At 53.3% G+C, this 15,364-nt stretch carries 15 protein-coding genes and 2 tRNA genes; 12 read left to right on the top strand and 5 right to left on the bottom strand.

The window, feature by feature from the left end:
* Window positions 1-63: 63 nt before the first annotated feature.
* A complete protein-coding gene (locus MT343_RS12765; protein ID WP_145470065.1) occupies window positions 64-1,992 on the bottom strand; it encodes a VacB/RNase II family 3'-5' exoribonuclease in 1,929 nt (642 codons plus the stop codon).
* A 270-nt stretch (window positions 1,993-2,262) separates the two neighbouring features.
* Between MT343_RS12765 and MT343_RS12760 the strand changes: the two genes are divergently transcribed.
* Window positions 2,263-4,077, top strand: a complete 1,815-nt coding sequence (locus MT343_RS12760; RefSeq protein WP_145470066.1) for an alkaline phosphatase D family protein — start codon at window positions 2,263-2,265, stop codon at window positions 4,075-4,077.
* Between the two features lie 49 nt (window positions 4,078-4,126).
* On the opposite strand, the gene MT343_RS12755 is transcribed toward MT343_RS12760, so the two are convergent.
* Window positions 4,127-4,807 (bottom strand): class I SAM-dependent methyltransferase, encoded by a 681-nt coding sequence (locus MT343_RS12755; RefSeq protein WP_145470067.1) that lies wholly within the window; start codon window positions 4,805-4,807, stop codon window positions 4,127-4,129.
* The gene (locus MT343_RS12750; RefSeq protein ID WP_186435992.1) at window positions 4,804-5,556 is read right to left on the bottom strand and encodes an MBL fold metallo-hydrolase; all 753 of its coding nucleotides are present in this window, start codon (window positions 5,554-5,556) and stop codon (window positions 4,804-4,806) included. Before MT343_RS12750 ends, MT343_RS12755 begins: the two co-directional genes overlap by 4 nt.
* Before the next feature lie 54 nt (window positions 5,557-5,610).
* On the opposite strand from MT343_RS12750, the gene msrA reads away from it, so the two are divergent.
* Window positions 5,611-6,225, top strand: a complete 615-nt coding sequence (gene msrA / locus MT343_RS12745; RefSeq protein WP_243989396.1) for a peptide-methionine (S)-S-oxide reductase MsrA — start codon at window positions 5,611-5,613, stop codon at window positions 6,223-6,225.
* 38 nt (window positions 6,226-6,263) lie between these two features.
* The gene (locus tag MT343_RS12740; protein ID WP_145470070.1) at window positions 6,264-7,001 is read left to right on the top strand and encodes a ParA family protein; all 738 of its coding nucleotides are present in this window, start codon (window positions 6,264-6,266) and stop codon (window positions 6,999-7,001) included.
* Here MT343_RS12740 and MT343_RS12735 read toward each other — a convergent pair.
* On the bottom strand, window positions 6,988-7,425 hold the full coding sequence (locus MT343_RS12735) for a hypothetical protein (RefSeq protein WP_145470071.1): 438 nt from the start codon (window positions 7,423-7,425) through the stop codon (window positions 6,988-6,990). The two genes, MT343_RS12740 and MT343_RS12735, sit on opposite strands and share 14 nt — an antisense overlap.
* A 109-nt stretch (window positions 7,426-7,534) precedes the next feature.
* On the opposite strand from MT343_RS12735, the gene MT343_RS12730 reads away from it, so the two are divergent.
* From MT343_RS12730 to MT343_RS12700, 7 genes are all read left to right on the top strand, one after another.
* Window positions 7,535-8,344, top strand: a complete 810-nt coding sequence (locus MT343_RS12730) for a TatD family hydrolase (RefSeq protein WP_186435993.1) — start codon at window positions 7,535-7,537, stop codon at window positions 8,342-8,344.
* A 151-nt stretch (window positions 8,345-8,495) separates the two neighbouring features.
* Complete coding sequence (locus MT343_RS12725; RefSeq protein WP_145470073.1) at window positions 8,496-9,098, top strand: Yip1 family protein; 603 nt, start codon at window positions 8,496-8,498, stop codon at window positions 9,096-9,098.
* Window positions 9,099-9,248: 150 nt separating this feature from the next.
* Complete coding sequence (locus tag MT343_RS12720; protein ID WP_243989395.1) at window positions 9,249-10,592, top strand: DUF1329 domain-containing protein; 1,344 nt, start codon at window positions 9,249-9,251, stop codon at window positions 10,590-10,592.
* Window positions 10,593-10,767: 175 nt separating this feature from the next.
* A complete protein-coding gene (locus tag MT343_RS12715) occupies window positions 10,768-11,847 on the top strand; it encodes a murein transglycosylase domain-containing protein (protein ID WP_186435994.1) in 1,080 nt (359 codons plus the stop codon).
* On the top strand, window positions 11,823-12,488 hold the full coding sequence (locus tag MT343_RS12710; protein ID WP_145470075.1) for a class I SAM-dependent methyltransferase: 666 nt from the start codon (window positions 11,823-11,825) through the stop codon (window positions 12,486-12,488). Before MT343_RS12715 ends, MT343_RS12710 begins: the two co-directional genes overlap by 25 nt.
* A gap of 49 nt (window positions 12,489-12,537) precedes the next feature.
* Entirely contained in the window at window positions 12,538-13,095 is a 558-nt protein-coding gene (locus MT343_RS12705; protein WP_145470076.1) for a hypothetical protein, read from the top strand.
* A 169-nt stretch (window positions 13,096-13,264) separates the two neighbouring features.
* Window positions 13,265-13,720 (top strand): hypothetical protein, encoded by a 456-nt coding sequence (locus tag MT343_RS12700; RefSeq protein WP_145470077.1) that lies wholly within the window; start codon window positions 13,265-13,267, stop codon window positions 13,718-13,720.
* A gap of 58 nt (window positions 13,721-13,778) precedes the next feature.
* On the opposite strand, the gene MT343_RS12695 is transcribed toward MT343_RS12700, so the two are convergent.
* Window positions 13,779-14,831: an AraC family transcriptional regulator gene (locus MT343_RS12695; protein ID WP_186435995.1), complete on the bottom strand. Its 1,053-nt coding sequence runs from the start codon at window positions 14,829-14,831 to the stop codon at window positions 13,779-13,781.
* Between the two features lie 179 nt (window positions 14,832-15,010).
* On the opposite strand from MT343_RS12695, the gene MT343_RS12690 reads away from it, so the two are divergent.
* Both MT343_RS12690 and MT343_RS12685 read left to right on the top strand, forming a co-directional pair.
* A tRNA-Met gene (locus MT343_RS12690) sits at window positions 15,011-15,087 on the top strand.
* Between the two features lie 45 nt (window positions 15,088-15,132).
* Window positions 15,133-15,209, top strand: a tRNA-Met gene (locus MT343_RS12685).
* Window positions 15,210-15,364 lie beyond the last annotated feature (155 nt).

Raw genomic sequence — 15,364 nt, 5'->3', positions numbered from 1 at the left:
TTACAGTGATTAGCGATTAATAAAAAAGGGAGCTTAGCTCCCTTTTTTATTATCTAACTGCTTTTATGCCAATACAAAACGGGCGACACGAGCCTGAGGTTGTACGTCCGTCAGTTTTACCCGTACCGACTGGCCAAGGATAAAGCGTTGTTCTTCGTTGCGGTGTGTCAGGGTTTTGGTTTCGAATGTCCAGCCGTTACCAGCCTTACGACGGTCGATTGTTCCTTCGATACCGGTATTATCCAGGCGTACGGTGAAACCGGTTGAGTTCATATGCACAATGCTGGCGTCGTACAGCTGTTCTTTATCCTGTTGTGCGAGCCAAAGCAGTTTCAGCCAGGTTTCTGCCTGATTGGCAGCCATACGGGCATTGCTTTGCGCATTCTGGATATTCAGCAGAATGCTTTCATCCGGCAGTTGCACGCTGCTGTCTGTCAGCAAGGCTTTTACAATGCGGTGAATCAGCAGGTCGTTGTACTTGCGCAACGGCGAAGTAAAGGTGGTGTAGTACGCAAAGCCCAGACCCATATGCGGCTTGGCATCCAGCGATAAATTACTGCGCTCCAGCTGGCGGCTGATAATCATACGCAATGGTAAGTCGCTGTTGCTGGCATCCGCCTGTTGCATCAGGCTGACATAGTCTTCCAGCCTGTTGAGGCTGGGTTTTTTCTCCAGTGGCAGATGTTCTTTTAATAACGCTGCCACTTCACCCTGGCGTTCGGTACGGACACCGGCGTGTTCAATAAAGAAGCCACTGCCTTTTTCTGCCAGCCAACCGGCAACCGCACGGTTACAGGCCAGCATGCATTCTTCTACCAGACGATGGGCCTGATTGCGCTCGATACGCACAATGTCTTTAACCTTGCCTTGCTCATCGGTGATGAGTTTAAAGTCCGGGCGGTCTTCCATCACCAGACAGTGGTTCTTACGGAAGGCGGCCAGTGCGCGGGCGCAGTTATCCAGGTGCACCAGATGACCATGCAGTTCGGCCGGAATATCACTGCTTTCGCCATCAATTAATTGTGCAACCTGGTTGTAACTGAGTTTGGCGCGGCTGCGTATGGTGGCGTTATAGATATGAATCTGTTCGATCTCACCGGCTTCACCGATGCGCAGTTCAACCGCCATGGCCGGACGCAACTGGTCAGCCTGCAGAGAACAGAGCTGTTCAGATAATTCCGCTGGCAGCATAGGTACAACCTGATCGGGGAAATACACCGAGGTTGCGCGCTGCAGGGCCGCATGATCGAGCGCTGTACCGGGCTGAATTAACGCCGCCGGATCGGCAATGGCAATCCACAGAGCCCAGCCCTGACTGCGGGCTTCGGCATAGAGTGCATCATCAATATCGCGGGTGCCTGCCGAGTCGATAGTAACAAAGGGCAGATGAGTCAGGTCTGTGCGCTCGCTCAGAATATCGTCCAGCCCTTTAGCGGTCAGCTCGGCGACCTGAGTGCTGACGGCATCGTCAAACTCAGTAGGCAACTGCCACTTGGCCTTGATAAAGGTTTGCTCAATATGGGCGTCGGTTGGCTTACCTATAATGGTATCGATATCTGCCTGAGCTTTACCTTTCGGGAATGGATGCTGGCTGATATGAGCCTTTACCAGATCACCATCACTTGCATTCATGCGCTTGGCCGGCGGCACAAAAATCCAGCGATTAAGAGTAGGGTGATCAGCCTCCACGAAGTGACCTTTACCCCGCACAATGTATTTGCCGAAAAATTCGTTCAGCTCGGTGCTCAGCAGTTTTTCAATAATTGCCTGTTCTTTGCCTTCGCCTGCGGGTTCAACCCGGAATTCAATACGGTCGCCGGGCAGGACTTTATCCATTTCATCCGGGGCGAGAAAAAACTGCTGGCCATCGTCGGTATTGACGAAACCAAAGCGGCCACCGGTAGAGCGTACCCGGCCCTCAAAGTGGGGCGTGCTCAACTGGATTTCCTGCTTCAACGACTGTAATTGCGAGAGGGCGTTTTTATCGAGCATCCGCACTGGACCATGACTGAAAATAAAGGAGCAGGAGTTTACTGGATCGGGCCGTTCAGAGCTACCGCAGAGCAGGGGAACATCGGATTGTGAATCTGTTCCGCTTTAAGTGGTTCATATGTACCAAATGTATTCACCTAAGCGGACAGCGCAGTGCTTTATTGAGCCAAACCGTATTTTGCGCTGGAAAAGACATTGCCCTTGTAATACTTCTGACTCAGAAATGTAGTCCTATGCCCACAATAAAATACGACAATACAAGGTGCCCTAATGTCTAACCGAGCTGATCTGAGCCGCCGTAGTTTTTTAAAGTCTGTTGCCGCCGGTGCCGGCGCAGTTTCCGTTCCTGCCGCATTAACCGGCTGTTTTGGTGATGATGACGACGATAAACGTGACCTGACCGTGTTTGTATTTGGTCATGGCGTGGCCTCTGGTGATCCTCTGGCTGATGCCGTGATCATCTGGACCCGTGTAACCCCATCCGACACTGGTGCTGAAGCTCAGGTAGGTTGGGTCGTGGCAACCGACGAAGCTATGAGCAACGTGGTGGCCAGTGGTTCCGTTTACACCGACAGCCGCCGCGACTTCACCGTGAAAGTCGATGTTACCGGCCTGAATGCCGATACGCTGTACTACTACCAGTTCGCCGGTAAAGACGGCGCTGTCACTCCGGTTGGTCAGACCCGCACTCTGCCAGTCGGCAGTGTGGATAGTGTGAAACTGGCGGTGTGCTCCTGCGCCAACCTGCCCGCCGGTTACTTCAACGTCTACAACGAAATTGCTAACAGCGATGCCGATGTTGTGGTGCATCTGGGTGACTATATCTATGAGTACGGTGCTAATGAGTATCCGCCTGCTGCTGCTCAGGTCCGTGACCCTGACCCGCTGGTTGAAACCCTGACCCTGACCCATTACCGCGCCCGTTACGCCAAATATCGTACCGATACCGCGCTGCAGCTGGCACATCAGAAAAAGCCGTTTATCTGTGTCTGGGATGACCATGAACTGGCCAACGATACCTGGAAAGGTGGCGCTGAAAACCACGATGAAGACGAAGGCTCTTTTGAAGAACGTCGTGCCGCAGCCATTCAGGCGTACCACGAGTGGCTGCCGATCCGCAGCGGCAGCGATACCGCCAAAATCTGGCGCGCCTTTGAGTTCGGCAATCTGGTCAACCTGACCATGCTGGATACGCGTATGTATGCCCGCGATAAAGTGCTGTCCTACTCTGATTACACGACGATTGTGGATGGTAAGCCCGTTATTGATGCGGCAGCCTTTCAAGCAGCGTTGGCCGATCAGGGGCGCGGCTTGCTGGGCAGTGAACAACAGCAGTTTGCCATTGGCTCAATATTTAATAATAACGCCACCTGGCAGGTGCTGGGGCAGCAGGTGCTGATGGGGCGTATCTTTATTCCGCAGGAACTGCTGGTCGGTCTTGGCCAGATTGAAGCAACCATTTCAGCAGGTGGTGATGCCTCGGCAGCCCAAGCGCAGGTTGCCGCACTGCTTGTCGAGCTGGCGACGATCAAAGGACGTATTCTGGCTGGCGATCCATCTGTCACTGCAGACGAGCGTTTAAGGGTTGAGGCGACGGCTCCGTACAATCTGGATGCCTGGGATGGCTATTTCCCGGCCCGTGAACAAATTCTGCGTCGTGCCCAGTACTTTAATAAGAATCTGGTGGTGCTGGCGGGGGATACCCATAACGCCTGGGCCAGTGATCTGTATACCGCCAATGACAGCGGAGAGGTGCAGCGTGCTGCGGGTTCCGTTGGGGTGGAATTTGCGACCTCTTCGGTCACCTCGCCGGGCTTTGAAACCTATGTCGGTTTTGGCGCTGATACGGCTATGCAGACTGGTTTCGAACAGGCGGTAACAACCCTGGTCGATGACCTTAAATACCTCAACTCCGCCCAGCGCGGTTATATGCTAGTGGAATTTACTCCGGCGAAATCCAGCTGTGAGTGGGTTTATGTTGATACCATCACCAGCGAGACCTATACCGCGTCGGTACAGAAGAAGATGGAAGTTAAACCTGGTCAAGGTAAACGTACCCTGACTAACGTTCCTCTGGTTTCCTGATTCGGCATACTGAGGTACAGAAAAGGCCGCAATCGCGGCCTTTTTCTTTTTATGCCCGGTACAGATTCACCCAGCGGAATTCATCCAGCTCGTCGAGGTCAGGTACGGTGCAGGATTCACTGCGACCGGTGGCCACATAAGGCGGAAAATGAAAATGCTTAACGCGTGAGTCGGCGACGATGACTTGTTGCGCCTTCTGGCGAAACACTTCCAGTAACGGCAGGTTGGCGCGGTCGTACAGCACGTCGGCGGCAATCAGCAGGTCGAGGTCCTCGTCAAAGGCGAATAAGTCCGGATGCAGGCGATAACCGACGTTATTCAGCCGTGCATTGGCGGCGCAGGATAACAGTGCATCAGGGTCGATATCGCAGGCGATGACTTCGCGCGCGCCTGCCAGTACACAGGCGATGGCGACCACACCGGAACCGGCACCGAAGTCCATGACCTTTTTACCGGCGACCCAGTGCGGGTTGGCAAGAATCTCCCGCGCCAGCACCTGACCGCTGGCCCAGCAGAAGGCCCAGTAAGCGGGGTAGGTCTGAATTCGCAGGATTTCTTCCTGACTGAAGGCCCGGCGCATGCTCTCAGGTTCAACCAGCCAGAGGCTGATTTGCGGGCATTGTGGCAGCGGCTGTGCGCTGACGCGGGCATCGTCGAGCATACTGCTGATGGCCTGATTCAGCTGCTGCTCATCCTGCTCTTTGTGGTGTGGCTGTGAGCTGGTGTTCATGTGTTGCTTCCCGTACCAAGGCTGATGCTGTCGCCGGGGCGGGCGACCTCGTAGCCGGCCTGTTCCAGCGCCGTGGCGGCCTGTTCATTGGCATAGTGATAAAGCACGAAGCGCTGATGCAGTGCGGGCGGATATTCGCGCGCCAGATCGTCCAGACCGGTATGGGAAGGATTGGGCTGAAGGCCGCAGTCATGGAAGATACGCTCCTGACCGCTCAGCTCATGGCAAAGTATTTCCGGTATTGGGCGGGTGTCGCCACTGTAAAACAATACGCCGGGCAAATGCAGGGCGTAGCTGAAACCGGGCTGGTGATGGCGTGTGGCGTGCAGCCGGAAGGTCAGATCCTGATGAATAAAAGCATCGGTCACCGGCAGCAGCTGAAAGGACTGCCAGAAGTTGTGCCCGCCTTCGGCCATGGCGCCCGGGTAGGTTGCCAGTCGCTGATGCAGTAAGGTAATCAGATTGAGCGGCACATATAAACGAATGGGAGGGTGCTCCTGCAGGCGTGCCTGAACCGTCAGAATCTCCAGATCGGCGATATGATCAAGATGGCCGTGGGTGATAAAGATCGCTTGCGGCAGGCGTTTATAGTGTTTCTGGTAAGCACTTAAAGTGCCGTAACCACAGTCAATCAGCAGTATCGGTTGCTGGTTAAGTTCCAGTACCGCGGCGGAGCAGCCCATGTCGGGTTGGCCGCCGCTGCCGGTACCCAGAAATTTGAGCGAATAATCGGATGCGTTTCGGGTCATAATAGGCCATATCAGCGCAGAGAAATGAGGTGCATTATGTGGCGTCCAAAACTGATGTCTATCCCCACAGCCGATCAGGCACTGCCGGGCAGGGCTGAACCTCTGTATCAGGTGCCGCAGCAGCATTATGTGAACGGTAACCTTATCGCCGGTGAACGTCCGGCCGGAGTCAGTGAGATTCTGCTGGGCATGGGGTGTTTCTGGGGGGCTGAGCGCAAATTCTGGTCTCTGCCCGGTGTTTATTCAACGGCGGTGGGATATGGCGCCGGGCATACGCAGCATCCGACCTATGAGGAAGTCTGCAGTGGTATGACCGGCCACAATGAACTGGTGCGGGTCTGGTTTGATGAGCAGCAGCTGACGCTGGAGCAACTGCTGGTGGTGTTCTGGGAAAGTCATGATCCGACTCAGGGGATGCGTCAGGGCAACGATATCGGCACCCAGTACCGCTCCGGCATTTATCTGTCGCAAGCCGCAGATCTGGCACGGGCTGAGGCCAGCCGGGAGCACTATCAGCAGCGCTTATATGCCTCCGGCATGGGGGATATCACCAGCGAAATTCTGGTTGATGTGCCATTTTATCTGGCCGAAGGCTATCACCAGCAGTATCTGGCCAAAAATCCCAATGGCTATTGTGGACTGGGCGGCTGTAACGTCAGTTTTGACTGACCGCTCAGGGCGGCAGGATTTTTAACAAGGAGTTAATCATGCGGGCAATGGCTGTTTATCAGCTGAAGGGCGGGGTTGGTAAAACGACTACTGCAGTGAATCTGGCGGCGCTGGCAGCGCGGGACAAGATTCCAACCCTGTTGTGGGATCTCGATCCGCAGGGGGCTGCAAGCTGGATTCTGGGCATCGATAAGGGCCATAAACAGGATGCTTTATGGAGCAGTGATGAACCCATCAGCCGCTACATTCAGCCCAGTACGGTACCGCGCCTGGATGTACTGTCGGCCGACAGTTCGCTGCGTAAATTTCATCAGAGTCTGAGTGGTAAGAAAGAAGCCCGGCAACGGATGGCAGAAGCGCTCGGTCGTCTGGCCGAAGACTATGGCCTGATTATTATCGATTGCCCGCCGATGATTACGCCGCAGATGGAGGGCGTCTTGCGGGCAGTGGACCGCATCCTGATTCCGGTTGAGCCTTCGGTGTTATCGATTCGTGCCTACGACCAGATCAAATCCCAGTTTGACTGGGCGAAAAAATCCCAGTGGCTGCCCTTTGTTACCATGATTGACCGGCGTAAGCCGGCACATCTGCGCTGGGTGAATACCGAGCTGCAGAATTATCCGGAAGTGTTGCGCACTTTTGTGGCCTTTTCTGCCAGTGCTGAACGTATGCTGGAGTTGCGCAGCCCGATTGTAGAGCAGCAGCCAGCGGTGCCGCTGGCACGTAATTATCAGGCGTTGTGGAAGGCGCTGAAGCCTAAGCTTAACCTGCGCTGACTCCGGACAGCGGTGCCGTGCTTTCAGTCAGTGGGCAAGGGGACGGTTTGGAATTGCCTGATGTGCAGGCTGTTGTCGCGTGCTTTACCTGTGGAAAGGCCAGATACACTGCCCAGGCAATAGCCGTGGCATAGGCCAGATTGGTAATCAGCTCAATGTGCGGGTTATTGAGGAATTCACGCTGCGAGGCCAGGCCGCGGATTTTACTGGCCAGCTCAGGATCAAACGCAAGGTGCTGGTTCCATACCTTCTGGTGCAGTCCGGCGTCAATCGGGTAGATACCTTCGGTGCGTCCCTGAGGATGTTGTTGCTGCCACTGAGCAATGGCGACCAGAATATTCTCGGAGGCATGGCAATGCTTGCCGAGATAGTGCAGGGTTGGGCGAACAATGCGCTCACGCAGTTCTTGTGAAGCCAGTTCCATGGGCAGTTCCGCAACTAAACCTCGATTATTGATAGCAGACTAGCGGCAGATACTCCATGAGTGGAATGAAATTTTTGCTTTTAATGTGGCATTCCAATAAATGACATTAATGCATGACACAGTACCGTGCTGGTTTGACAGCCATTGCCACTTTGATTTCGCCTGTCTGGATGACGAGCGTGATGAACAATGGGCGCTGGCTCAGCGTCTGGGGGTTCGTGGTTTATTGGTTCCCGGCGTACAGCGTTCTCAGTGTGAACAGCTGGCGGTGTTCTGTCGTCAGCGGCCATTCTATTATGCTCTTGGATTGCATCCGTACTTTATCGCTCAGCATCAGCAGGATGACCTGAACTGGCTTGAGCAAACCCTGCAGGATCAGCTTCCTGGTCAGAAACTTGTGGCATTAGGAGAAACCGGACTCGACTGGGTGCTGGCGACGGATGCGACACAGCGCGAAGAGCAGTGGTTCTGGTTCCGGGCTCAGGTGGCACTGGCACAAAAATATCAGCTGCCATTGGTTCTGCATATTCGTGGCGCCCATGATGAAGCAGTATCTTATCTGCGTCAGCAACAGTTCCCCTGTGGTGGTATGGTGCACGCCTTCAGTGGCAGTGAACAGCAGGGCAGAGCCTGGCGTAAGCTGGGTTTTCGTCTGGGGATTGGCGGGGCAATGAGTCATCCGCGGGCGCATAAGTTACGGCGTACAGTGGCTTCTCTGCCGTTGGATTGCTGGTTGCTGGAAACCGATAGTCCGGATATGAAGCCGGCGTTCTGGGGGCCTGATAACAACAGTCCGGCCAGTATTCCACTGCTGGCAGCAATTCTGGCCAGTCAGCATCACCTGAGCCTGCCGGTATTGGCAGTGCAGCTGGAGCAAAATTTGCGACAAACGTTCCCACGTATGATGGCGGTGGGATAAGGCCGAATGAGCCATTTTGCGTTCCTTTATTGCTGCTGATGCTGAAGGCGCGGGTTTTTAGACAAGCTTATTGCATAAAACGGTGCCAGCTTGCTTTGTCTGTTCAGAGCGCATAATCCTTGTAACGTAGTCACACAAAGAGGTGAGCACTATGTTTGCAAATCATATGTTCGGATTGCTGTACCATCCACGTCGTGAGTGGGATGAAATTCGTCGGGAGCGGGCCGGTTCCATTCTGGAAGTGTTTGTCCGTAACCTGATATTTCTGGCACTGATTCCGCCAGTATCGCTGTATATCGGTACCACACAATATGGCTGGAGTATCGCCGGCGGTGATGTGGTAAAACTCAGTGCTGAAAGCGCTCTTCCTATGGCTGTTGCTTTCTATTTTGCTCTGCTGTTCGGCGTGGCGATGGTGGCTTACGCAATGTTCTGGATGGAGCGGACCTTTGGTGTCAGTGCCAGCTATGAGCGCTGTCTGATTTTTACCATCTTTACCTCCACACCTATGTTCTTGTCTGGTTTTATTGGTCTGTTACCGATTCTCTGGCTGGATGTCATGGTCGTGCTGGCTGCGGTTTGTTACAGCGTTTACCTGCTGTATTCGGGGGTTCCCATTTTTATGGATATCCCGGAAGAGCGCGGATTCATTTTTGCCAGCTCGATGCTCACTGTAGGGCTTTGTGCGCTGGTCGGATGTATGGCGGTAACCGTTATCCTATGGGGTATGGGAATGGCGCCAGCATTTGTTTGACTGCATGTAGTGCTCATCGGCCGCGGAGGGACTTTTTGCGCCCCTACCGCGGCAGACAGAGTTTTGTAGTGATTTTGTAACACGTGGTTGATCATAGAATCACCAATCAGTAGCCTGCACGCCCCCTGAATATGGCTCAATGGTGATGTGATGAAACGACGGTTTTTGTTTGCTGCATTGATGTGCTCTGTTTTACCGGCCATTGCTGCCGTTGCGCCGGAAGATATTGCCCGCCTTGGGAAAGACCTGACGCCGGTTGGTGCCGACAAACTGGGTAATGGTAAAGATATTCCTGCCTGGAAAGGTGGTCTTCCTCTCGATAAAACGCATAAACCCGGCGCATTTCATGCCGATCCTTTTGCTGCCGACAAACCACGCTTCCGTATCACTTCCGCTAATATCGCAGAGCACCGTTCGCGTCTGACTGATGGCCAGGTCGCACTGCTGCAGCGTTTTCCTGATCTCTACTTTGAGGTTTATCCGACTCATCGCTCCGCGTCTTATCCTGACTACGTTTACCAGGCGATTAAGGCCAACGCCAGTCGTGCTGAACTGATGAAATACGGCGCTGGTGTTACCGGTGCGACGATGTCTTCCCCGTTCCCGGTGCCCGAGAATGGGCTGGAAGTGTTGTGGAACCATACCTTGCGCTTCCGCGGTCACTCTATGGCCTATACCGCTGTTGCATCATCGGTAACTCAGGGCGGGCAGCGTATTGATGCATTACGCGAATACGAATACTTTATTCAGTACAGCATTCCGGGTGCAGAACCTACCGATCTGGATAACAAAATTTTCTTCCTGAAGCGTAAAACACTGGCACCGGCACAGCTTGCCGGTGGTATTACGCTGGTGCATGAAACGCTGGATCAGGTTCGTTCACCACGTAAATCCTGGATTTATGTGCCGGGCCAGCGTCGTCTGCGCCGCACTCCTGATCTGGCGTATGACACCGCTGACTCCAACACCAACTCCATCCGTACCGTCGACCAGGTTGATATGTTTAACGGCGCACCGGATTACTATGACTGGGAGCTGAAAGGTAAGCGTGAAATCTATATTCCGTACAACGCTTACAAGGTTCATCAGGGCACGCTGAAAATTGATGATATTTTGCAGAATCATCACATTAACCCGTCACTGTTGCGTTACGAAGCGCATCGCGTGTGGGTGGTTGAAGCAAAGTTGCGTCTTGGTTACAGCCATCGTTACTCAACCCGTCGTTACTACGTGGATGAAGACTCATGGTCGATTATCTACGCCGAAGAGTACGATGAAGAAGGCAAGTTGTGGCAGGTTACCGAAGCACACACCATTAACTACTATGATGTTCAGCTGGTTTATCCGACTCTGGAAGTAACCTACGATCTTGATAGCGGCCGTTACTACGCTGAGGGGCTGGATAACGAACGTGGCGCCACTATCGATTTCAGCCAGGAGCTGGATGCCGACGACTTTTCGCCGAATGCTATCCGCCGCGAGGCTGTGCGCTGACATTCAGCGGTATGGCGATTACACTGGGCAGCAATCTTTGCTGCCCGTGTATTTTGTGACTTTAAATCTCTTCCCGTTTTTCTCTTCTTATTCCCGCCTGTTAAGACTGTCGCTGTTTTGTCTTTGTTTGCCGCTGTGTTCTTTTTGTCTGCCGACGGTGGCAGACGACGGACGATTGCCGGATAACTTTGCTGAACTCTCTGATGATGTGCAGGCGGTGATTCTTGAGTACGCCTTCTTTTCGGAAAAAGCCAATCAGGTCTGGGGACAGGACTTCGAAGAAGCATCGGCCCATGCGATGGTGAAATATCTGGATGATTACCACACCCGGGTTCATATCGACTTTGCAGCCGGGCGTATCCGTGTAGAAAGTGAGCGCAGTAAAACGCCGTTAACGGCAATCCGTCAGGCATTGGTGGCTACGCTGCTGACTCCGGCGGATCCTTCTGCCGTGGATCTGTACACGGCTGCCGATATGGGTATTACCGGCAAACCTTTTCTGGCCGGGCAGGTGCTTGATCAGGACGGCAAAAGTATTGAATACCCCTGGCGGGCAGAGCGTTTCGCGCAGTACCTGACCGAGCATAAAGTACAACATAAAGGCGCACGCTATTGGGTGGACGTCGCCATGGTGCGCAGCCATAAGCAGCGTAGTGCTGAAGGCTACCGACCACAGGTGGAGCGGGCTGCAACTCGCTATAAATTGTCGCCGGCATTAATTCTGGCGGTGATTGAAACGGAAAGCAGCTTTAACCCTTTTGCCGTTTCACATTCCGGCGCCTATGGCCTGATGCAGGTGATGCAGAACACTGCGGGGCGTGATGTCTATCAGCGTATTTATGGCCGTGATGACCGGCCGACACGCAGCTATCTGTTAAATCCGGCGAATAATATTGACGCTGGCAGTGCGTATTTATCGATTCTGCGGGATGTTTATCTGCGTGATATTCAGGGGTGGCAAAAGCGGGAATATTGCATCATTGCTGCTTATAACGGCGGTGCAGGGAACCTGCTTAAAGCATTTCATCCGGACCGTAAAAAAGCTGTTCAGCGCATTAATTCAATGTCGGCCGAGGAGGTGTACCGCACGATTGTGTACAAACACCCGAAAGCCGAATCCCGGCGTTATCTGGAAAAAGTGATAGCTTTTAAAAAAACACTGGCTGTAAGCGTTCTCTGCTCTGCTTTTGTGCATATTAATAATTTAAACCGGCGAGTTCTGAGTTCTTTATGTCAATCAACCATGCACCGCTAAAACAGCTGCAGCAGGCATTGATACTGCCTGGGGCGCAGCTTGTTACGGAAAAACTCACACAGGAGCAGTTAACGCTGTGGCTGCTCAGCCTGCCGGACAGTGAATTGACTCTGGATACGCAGGCCATCGGAGCTTTCTGGCAGCGTCTGCCATACTGGGCCTTTGCCTGGGCAGGCGGGCGTGCACTGGCACAATGGATTGTTGCTAACCCTGATGCTGTTGCCGGAAAGAAGGTGCTGGATTTTGGCTGTGGCTCAGCGCTGGTGGGGATTGCTGCAGCAAAGGCCGGAGCTGCTGAGGTCTGGGTTGCCGATCTGGATGATCATGCACTGCAGGCCGCAGCCGAAAATGCCGCGCTGAATGGGGTAAAGGTTTGGCCGGTAAAAGGGGAGTGGCCGCAGGTCGATCTGCTGCTGGCCAGCGATGTGCTGTATGACATCAGCTCCAGTGCCGATCTTAAACAGCTGATGCTGAGTATTCCCGACTGGATTCTGGCCGAAAGTCGTTTTGTTGCGCCGGACTTTGTTGAGCTGGATTGCCTGCATTCCATGGTCAGTTCGACACTTCCCGCCATTGGTGATTTTGATGAAGCGGTGGAGGTTGAGATTTATTGCCGCGCAGGTCAATCTCGACTAACGTAACCGACTTATCATTAATAACGTTTTAATAAACACTCTCAGGGAGATACTCATGCGCATCGTTATGACGCTGTTGTTCAGCTTATTGGCACCACTGGCAATGGCCGCTGATCTGACAGAAAAAGATGTAAAACATTGGATGGAAGCCATGCCGGCACTCGAAAACTGGCTGGACCAGCATGAAGATCAGCTGCCGGAAGAAGACTTTAGTGCCGGTGAATCCAGCATTGATGCGATGTTCAATAAAGGGATAGAGCAACTGAAAGCCGCTGGTTTGTACGACGACTTCAGCAAGCAGGTAAAGGCTGGCGGTTATAAGAATATCGAACACTGGGCTGAAATTTCGCGTCGTGTAACCATGGGCTATATGGCGCTGGAAATGGAAAACGAGCAAGTCAGCCTGTCGCAACTGGAAGCCCAGCTCGAACAGATCCGTCAGTCTGAAGGTATGCCTGCTGAACAGAAAATGATGATGGAGCAAATGATGGGCGCTTCGCTGATGATGATGCGTGCGGTGGAAAATGTCAGCGAGCAGGATAAATCCGCTGTGCGTCCTTTCCGTCAGCAGCTGGCTGATCAGTTTGCAGAATCCGGTGATGACGACGAATAAAGCCTGCGCTGGCTGCTCTGCTTGATCCTGCGCAATGGCGTATGCCGCTGCGGACGCTATGCTTTAACTATCCACTGTGTTTTATCCCTTCAGGCGATAGTGCCGGAGGGCCACAGGGGTTTTTGAAGCTTGAACGTTGAGCCAGAGCCTTTGAACAGGAAGCAGAGATATGAGTTACTCCACGGTCAAAGATGTACTTGAATACGGCCGTCGCTTACACGAGCACGCGCGTAACCTGTACCAGCAATTGCGGGATCAGACGCAGCGCGAGAGGGTCGATATGATGCTGCAGCTGCTGGCTGCTCATGAGGATACTCTGGCCAAATCGATGGTCAGTATGCAGGAACATGTCAGCCAGAAAGTTCTGACGGAGTGGCACCAGTTTGAACCAGGTTCAATCAGCGATGCTCTGAAAGGCTGCCGCGATCTGCATCCGGATATTTCGGTGGATGAGTTAACCAGGGTTGCATTGAAAATCGATGATTATCTGATCGGCCTGTACCGGCAGATGCTCAGTGAGGCAACTAATAACGACTCCCGGCAATTGTTTGAAAATCTGATTGCACTGGAAGAGTCTGAAAAAATGCGTACCGTCCGTGCTGCCCTGTCTGCCAGTGATTGGTAGAACAGCACAGCACCTAGCAATAAAAAAGCGGCTACTGGCCGCTTTTTTATTGTCTGAGTCAGTCTGCCTCAGCCATATCTTCCACTGTTTCCTGACGTGAACGGCAATTACGCCGGTAGGCGGCCGGAGTTTCGCCTGTCCATTGTTTGAACGCCCGCTCAAACCCCCTACGGTCAGAAAATCCCAGCTCAATGGCCAGTTGCTGCACATCGGTATGACCGCGTTCCAGAGCCTGCTTGGCCTTCTCAAGCCTTACATCACGCAGCAGGGAAGAGAACTGGCAGTTTTCTTCCTGCAGGCGACGGGTCAGGGTACGGCTGCTGGTACTCAACAGATCGGCGACCGCCTCTTTGGTGATCGGAATGGAGTCCGGCCACTGATACAGGATATGCATCACCTTGCGGCTGAAAGCCTGTAGTTGGCTGAAGCGGGTCGTCGATAGCTCTGCCTGGCGGCGAAGGGCATTGAACAGTTCAGGGTTGGCCTGAGCCAGAGGTTTATCCAGCAGTTTGCCGGAAAACGAGATCCAGTTGTGCGGCTGATTGTACTGAATCGGTATACCAAAGAACTGTTCCAGCCGGTCACGGTAGGAAGGTGCCGGAAAGCGGAAGCCAACGCCCTGAACCTGATAATAGCTGCCACCGAAGGCTTTCCCTGCGGTATGAATGCTGGCCGCAATAAACTCGCTGCGGGCATGGCTGCCAAAGGCGCTGCCATCGGCAACGTAGTACAACACCTTAATGCTTTCATGACCGACAAAGAGATCGGGTGAGCGGGTATCACTGATCAGCGAATAATAGCGGCGCAGAATGGTCAGAGCTTCCCGGCCGGTCTGGCAACTGCTCAGCAGGAATCCCAGCAGGTAAAAGCTGGGCAGGTCGAGGTGCTGTCCGGCAGCAAGGCCGATGGCAGGTTCGTTAAGCAGTTTGCTGGCCTGTTCCAATAGCCGGTCGAACTGGCTGATGGACATGCGCTGACTGGAAACATGCTCGGTTCTGGCCTCCTGGCCTGGTGACAGCAAATCCATGCCGGAGAAACCTTTGCTTTCCAACAAACGCAACAATGGCTGCAAAGCCGCCGTCGTCAAAGTATTGGTCGGATGCGAACTCATATGCTCGATTTTTATTGTTGTTATTTTTTGTTCAGATAACGTACCACCTGTATTCCATACACGCCAGACGATGATGCAACTTTTCTGTAAATTCCTGGTCGTTGCGGGAAAAATACCTAAAAAACAAAATGTTAGGCTTGACAGCATAAGGGGTCATCCGTATTATTCGCAGCCTCTGACGCGGGATGGAGCAGTCTGGTAGCTCGTCGGGCTCATAACCCGAAGGTCGTAGGTTCGAATCCTGCTCCCGCAACCAACCGCTTCTGTTGGTTGTAACGTCAGAAAGTAGTGAAGCAATTGTCGCGGGATGGAGCAGTCTGGTAGCTCGTCGGGCTCATAACCCGAAGGTCGTAGGTTCGAATCCTGCTCCCGCAACCAAAATTGATAAAAAGCCTGTATGTTCGCATACGGGCTTTTTTATTGCCTGTCATTCCGTGTCCGTTTGGCACAAAAGTCCCTGTTCGCCTGTTGGCCTGCCCGCCATAATCCGCTGCGTTCTCACCTTTTCTTATGAGTCGCAACTGCGGCACGGG

This window comes from Venatorbacter sp. C2-1 (assembly GCF_022832715.1).
GTDB classification, from domain to species: Bacteria; Pseudomonadota; Gammaproteobacteria; order Pseudomonadales; family Oceanobacteraceae; genus Venatoribacter; species Venatoribacter alkanivorans.
This window is presented reverse-complemented; position numbering and strand designations above follow the sequence as displayed.

Coding starts and splice junctions, on each gene's coding strand:
- MT343_RS12765 (WP_145470065.1), bottom strand. CDS start 1,992: ATGCTCGATAAAAACGCCCTCTCGCAATTACAGTCGTTGAAGCAGGAA.
- MT343_RS12760 (WP_145470066.1), top strand. CDS start 2,263: ATGTCTAACCGAGCTGATCTGAGCCGCCGTAGTTTTTTAAAGTCTGTT.
- MT343_RS12755 (WP_145470067.1), bottom strand. CDS start 4,807: ATGAACACCAGCTCACAGCCACACCACAAAGAGCAGGATGAGCAGCAG.
- MT343_RS12750 (WP_186435992.1), bottom strand. CDS start 5,556: ATGACCCGAAACGCATCCGATTATTCGCTCAAATTTCTGGGTACCGGC.
- msrA (WP_243989396.1), top strand. CDS start 5,611: ATGTCTATCCCCACAGCCGATCAGGCACTGCCGGGCAGGGCTGAACCT.
- MT343_RS12740 (WP_145470070.1), top strand. CDS start 6,264: ATGCGGGCAATGGCTGTTTATCAGCTGAAGGGCGGGGTTGGTAAAACG.
- MT343_RS12735 (WP_145470071.1), bottom strand. CDS start 7,425: ATGGAACTGGCTTCACAAGAACTGCGTGAGCGCATTGTTCGCCCAACC.
- MT343_RS12730 (WP_186435993.1), top strand. CDS start 7,535: ATGCATGACACAGTACCGTGCTGGTTTGACAGCCATTGCCACTTTGAT.
- MT343_RS12725 (WP_145470073.1), top strand. CDS start 8,496: ATGTTTGCAAATCATATGTTCGGATTGCTGTACCATCCACGTCGTGAG.
- MT343_RS12720 (WP_243989395.1), top strand. CDS start 9,249: ATGAAACGACGGTTTTTGTTTGCTGCATTGATGTGCTCTGTTTTACCG.
- MT343_RS12710 (WP_145470075.1), top strand. CDS start 11,823: ATGTCAATCAACCATGCACCGCTAAAACAGCTGCAGCAGGCATTGATA.
- MT343_RS12705 (WP_145470076.1), top strand. CDS start 12,538: ATGCGCATCGTTATGACGCTGTTGTTCAGCTTATTGGCACCACTGGCA.
- MT343_RS12700 (WP_145470077.1), top strand. CDS start 13,265: ATGAGTTACTCCACGGTCAAAGATGTACTTGAATACGGCCGTCGCTTA.
- MT343_RS12695 (WP_186435995.1), bottom strand. CDS start 14,831: ATGAGTTCGCATCCGACCAATACTTTGACGACGGCGGCTTTGCAGCCA.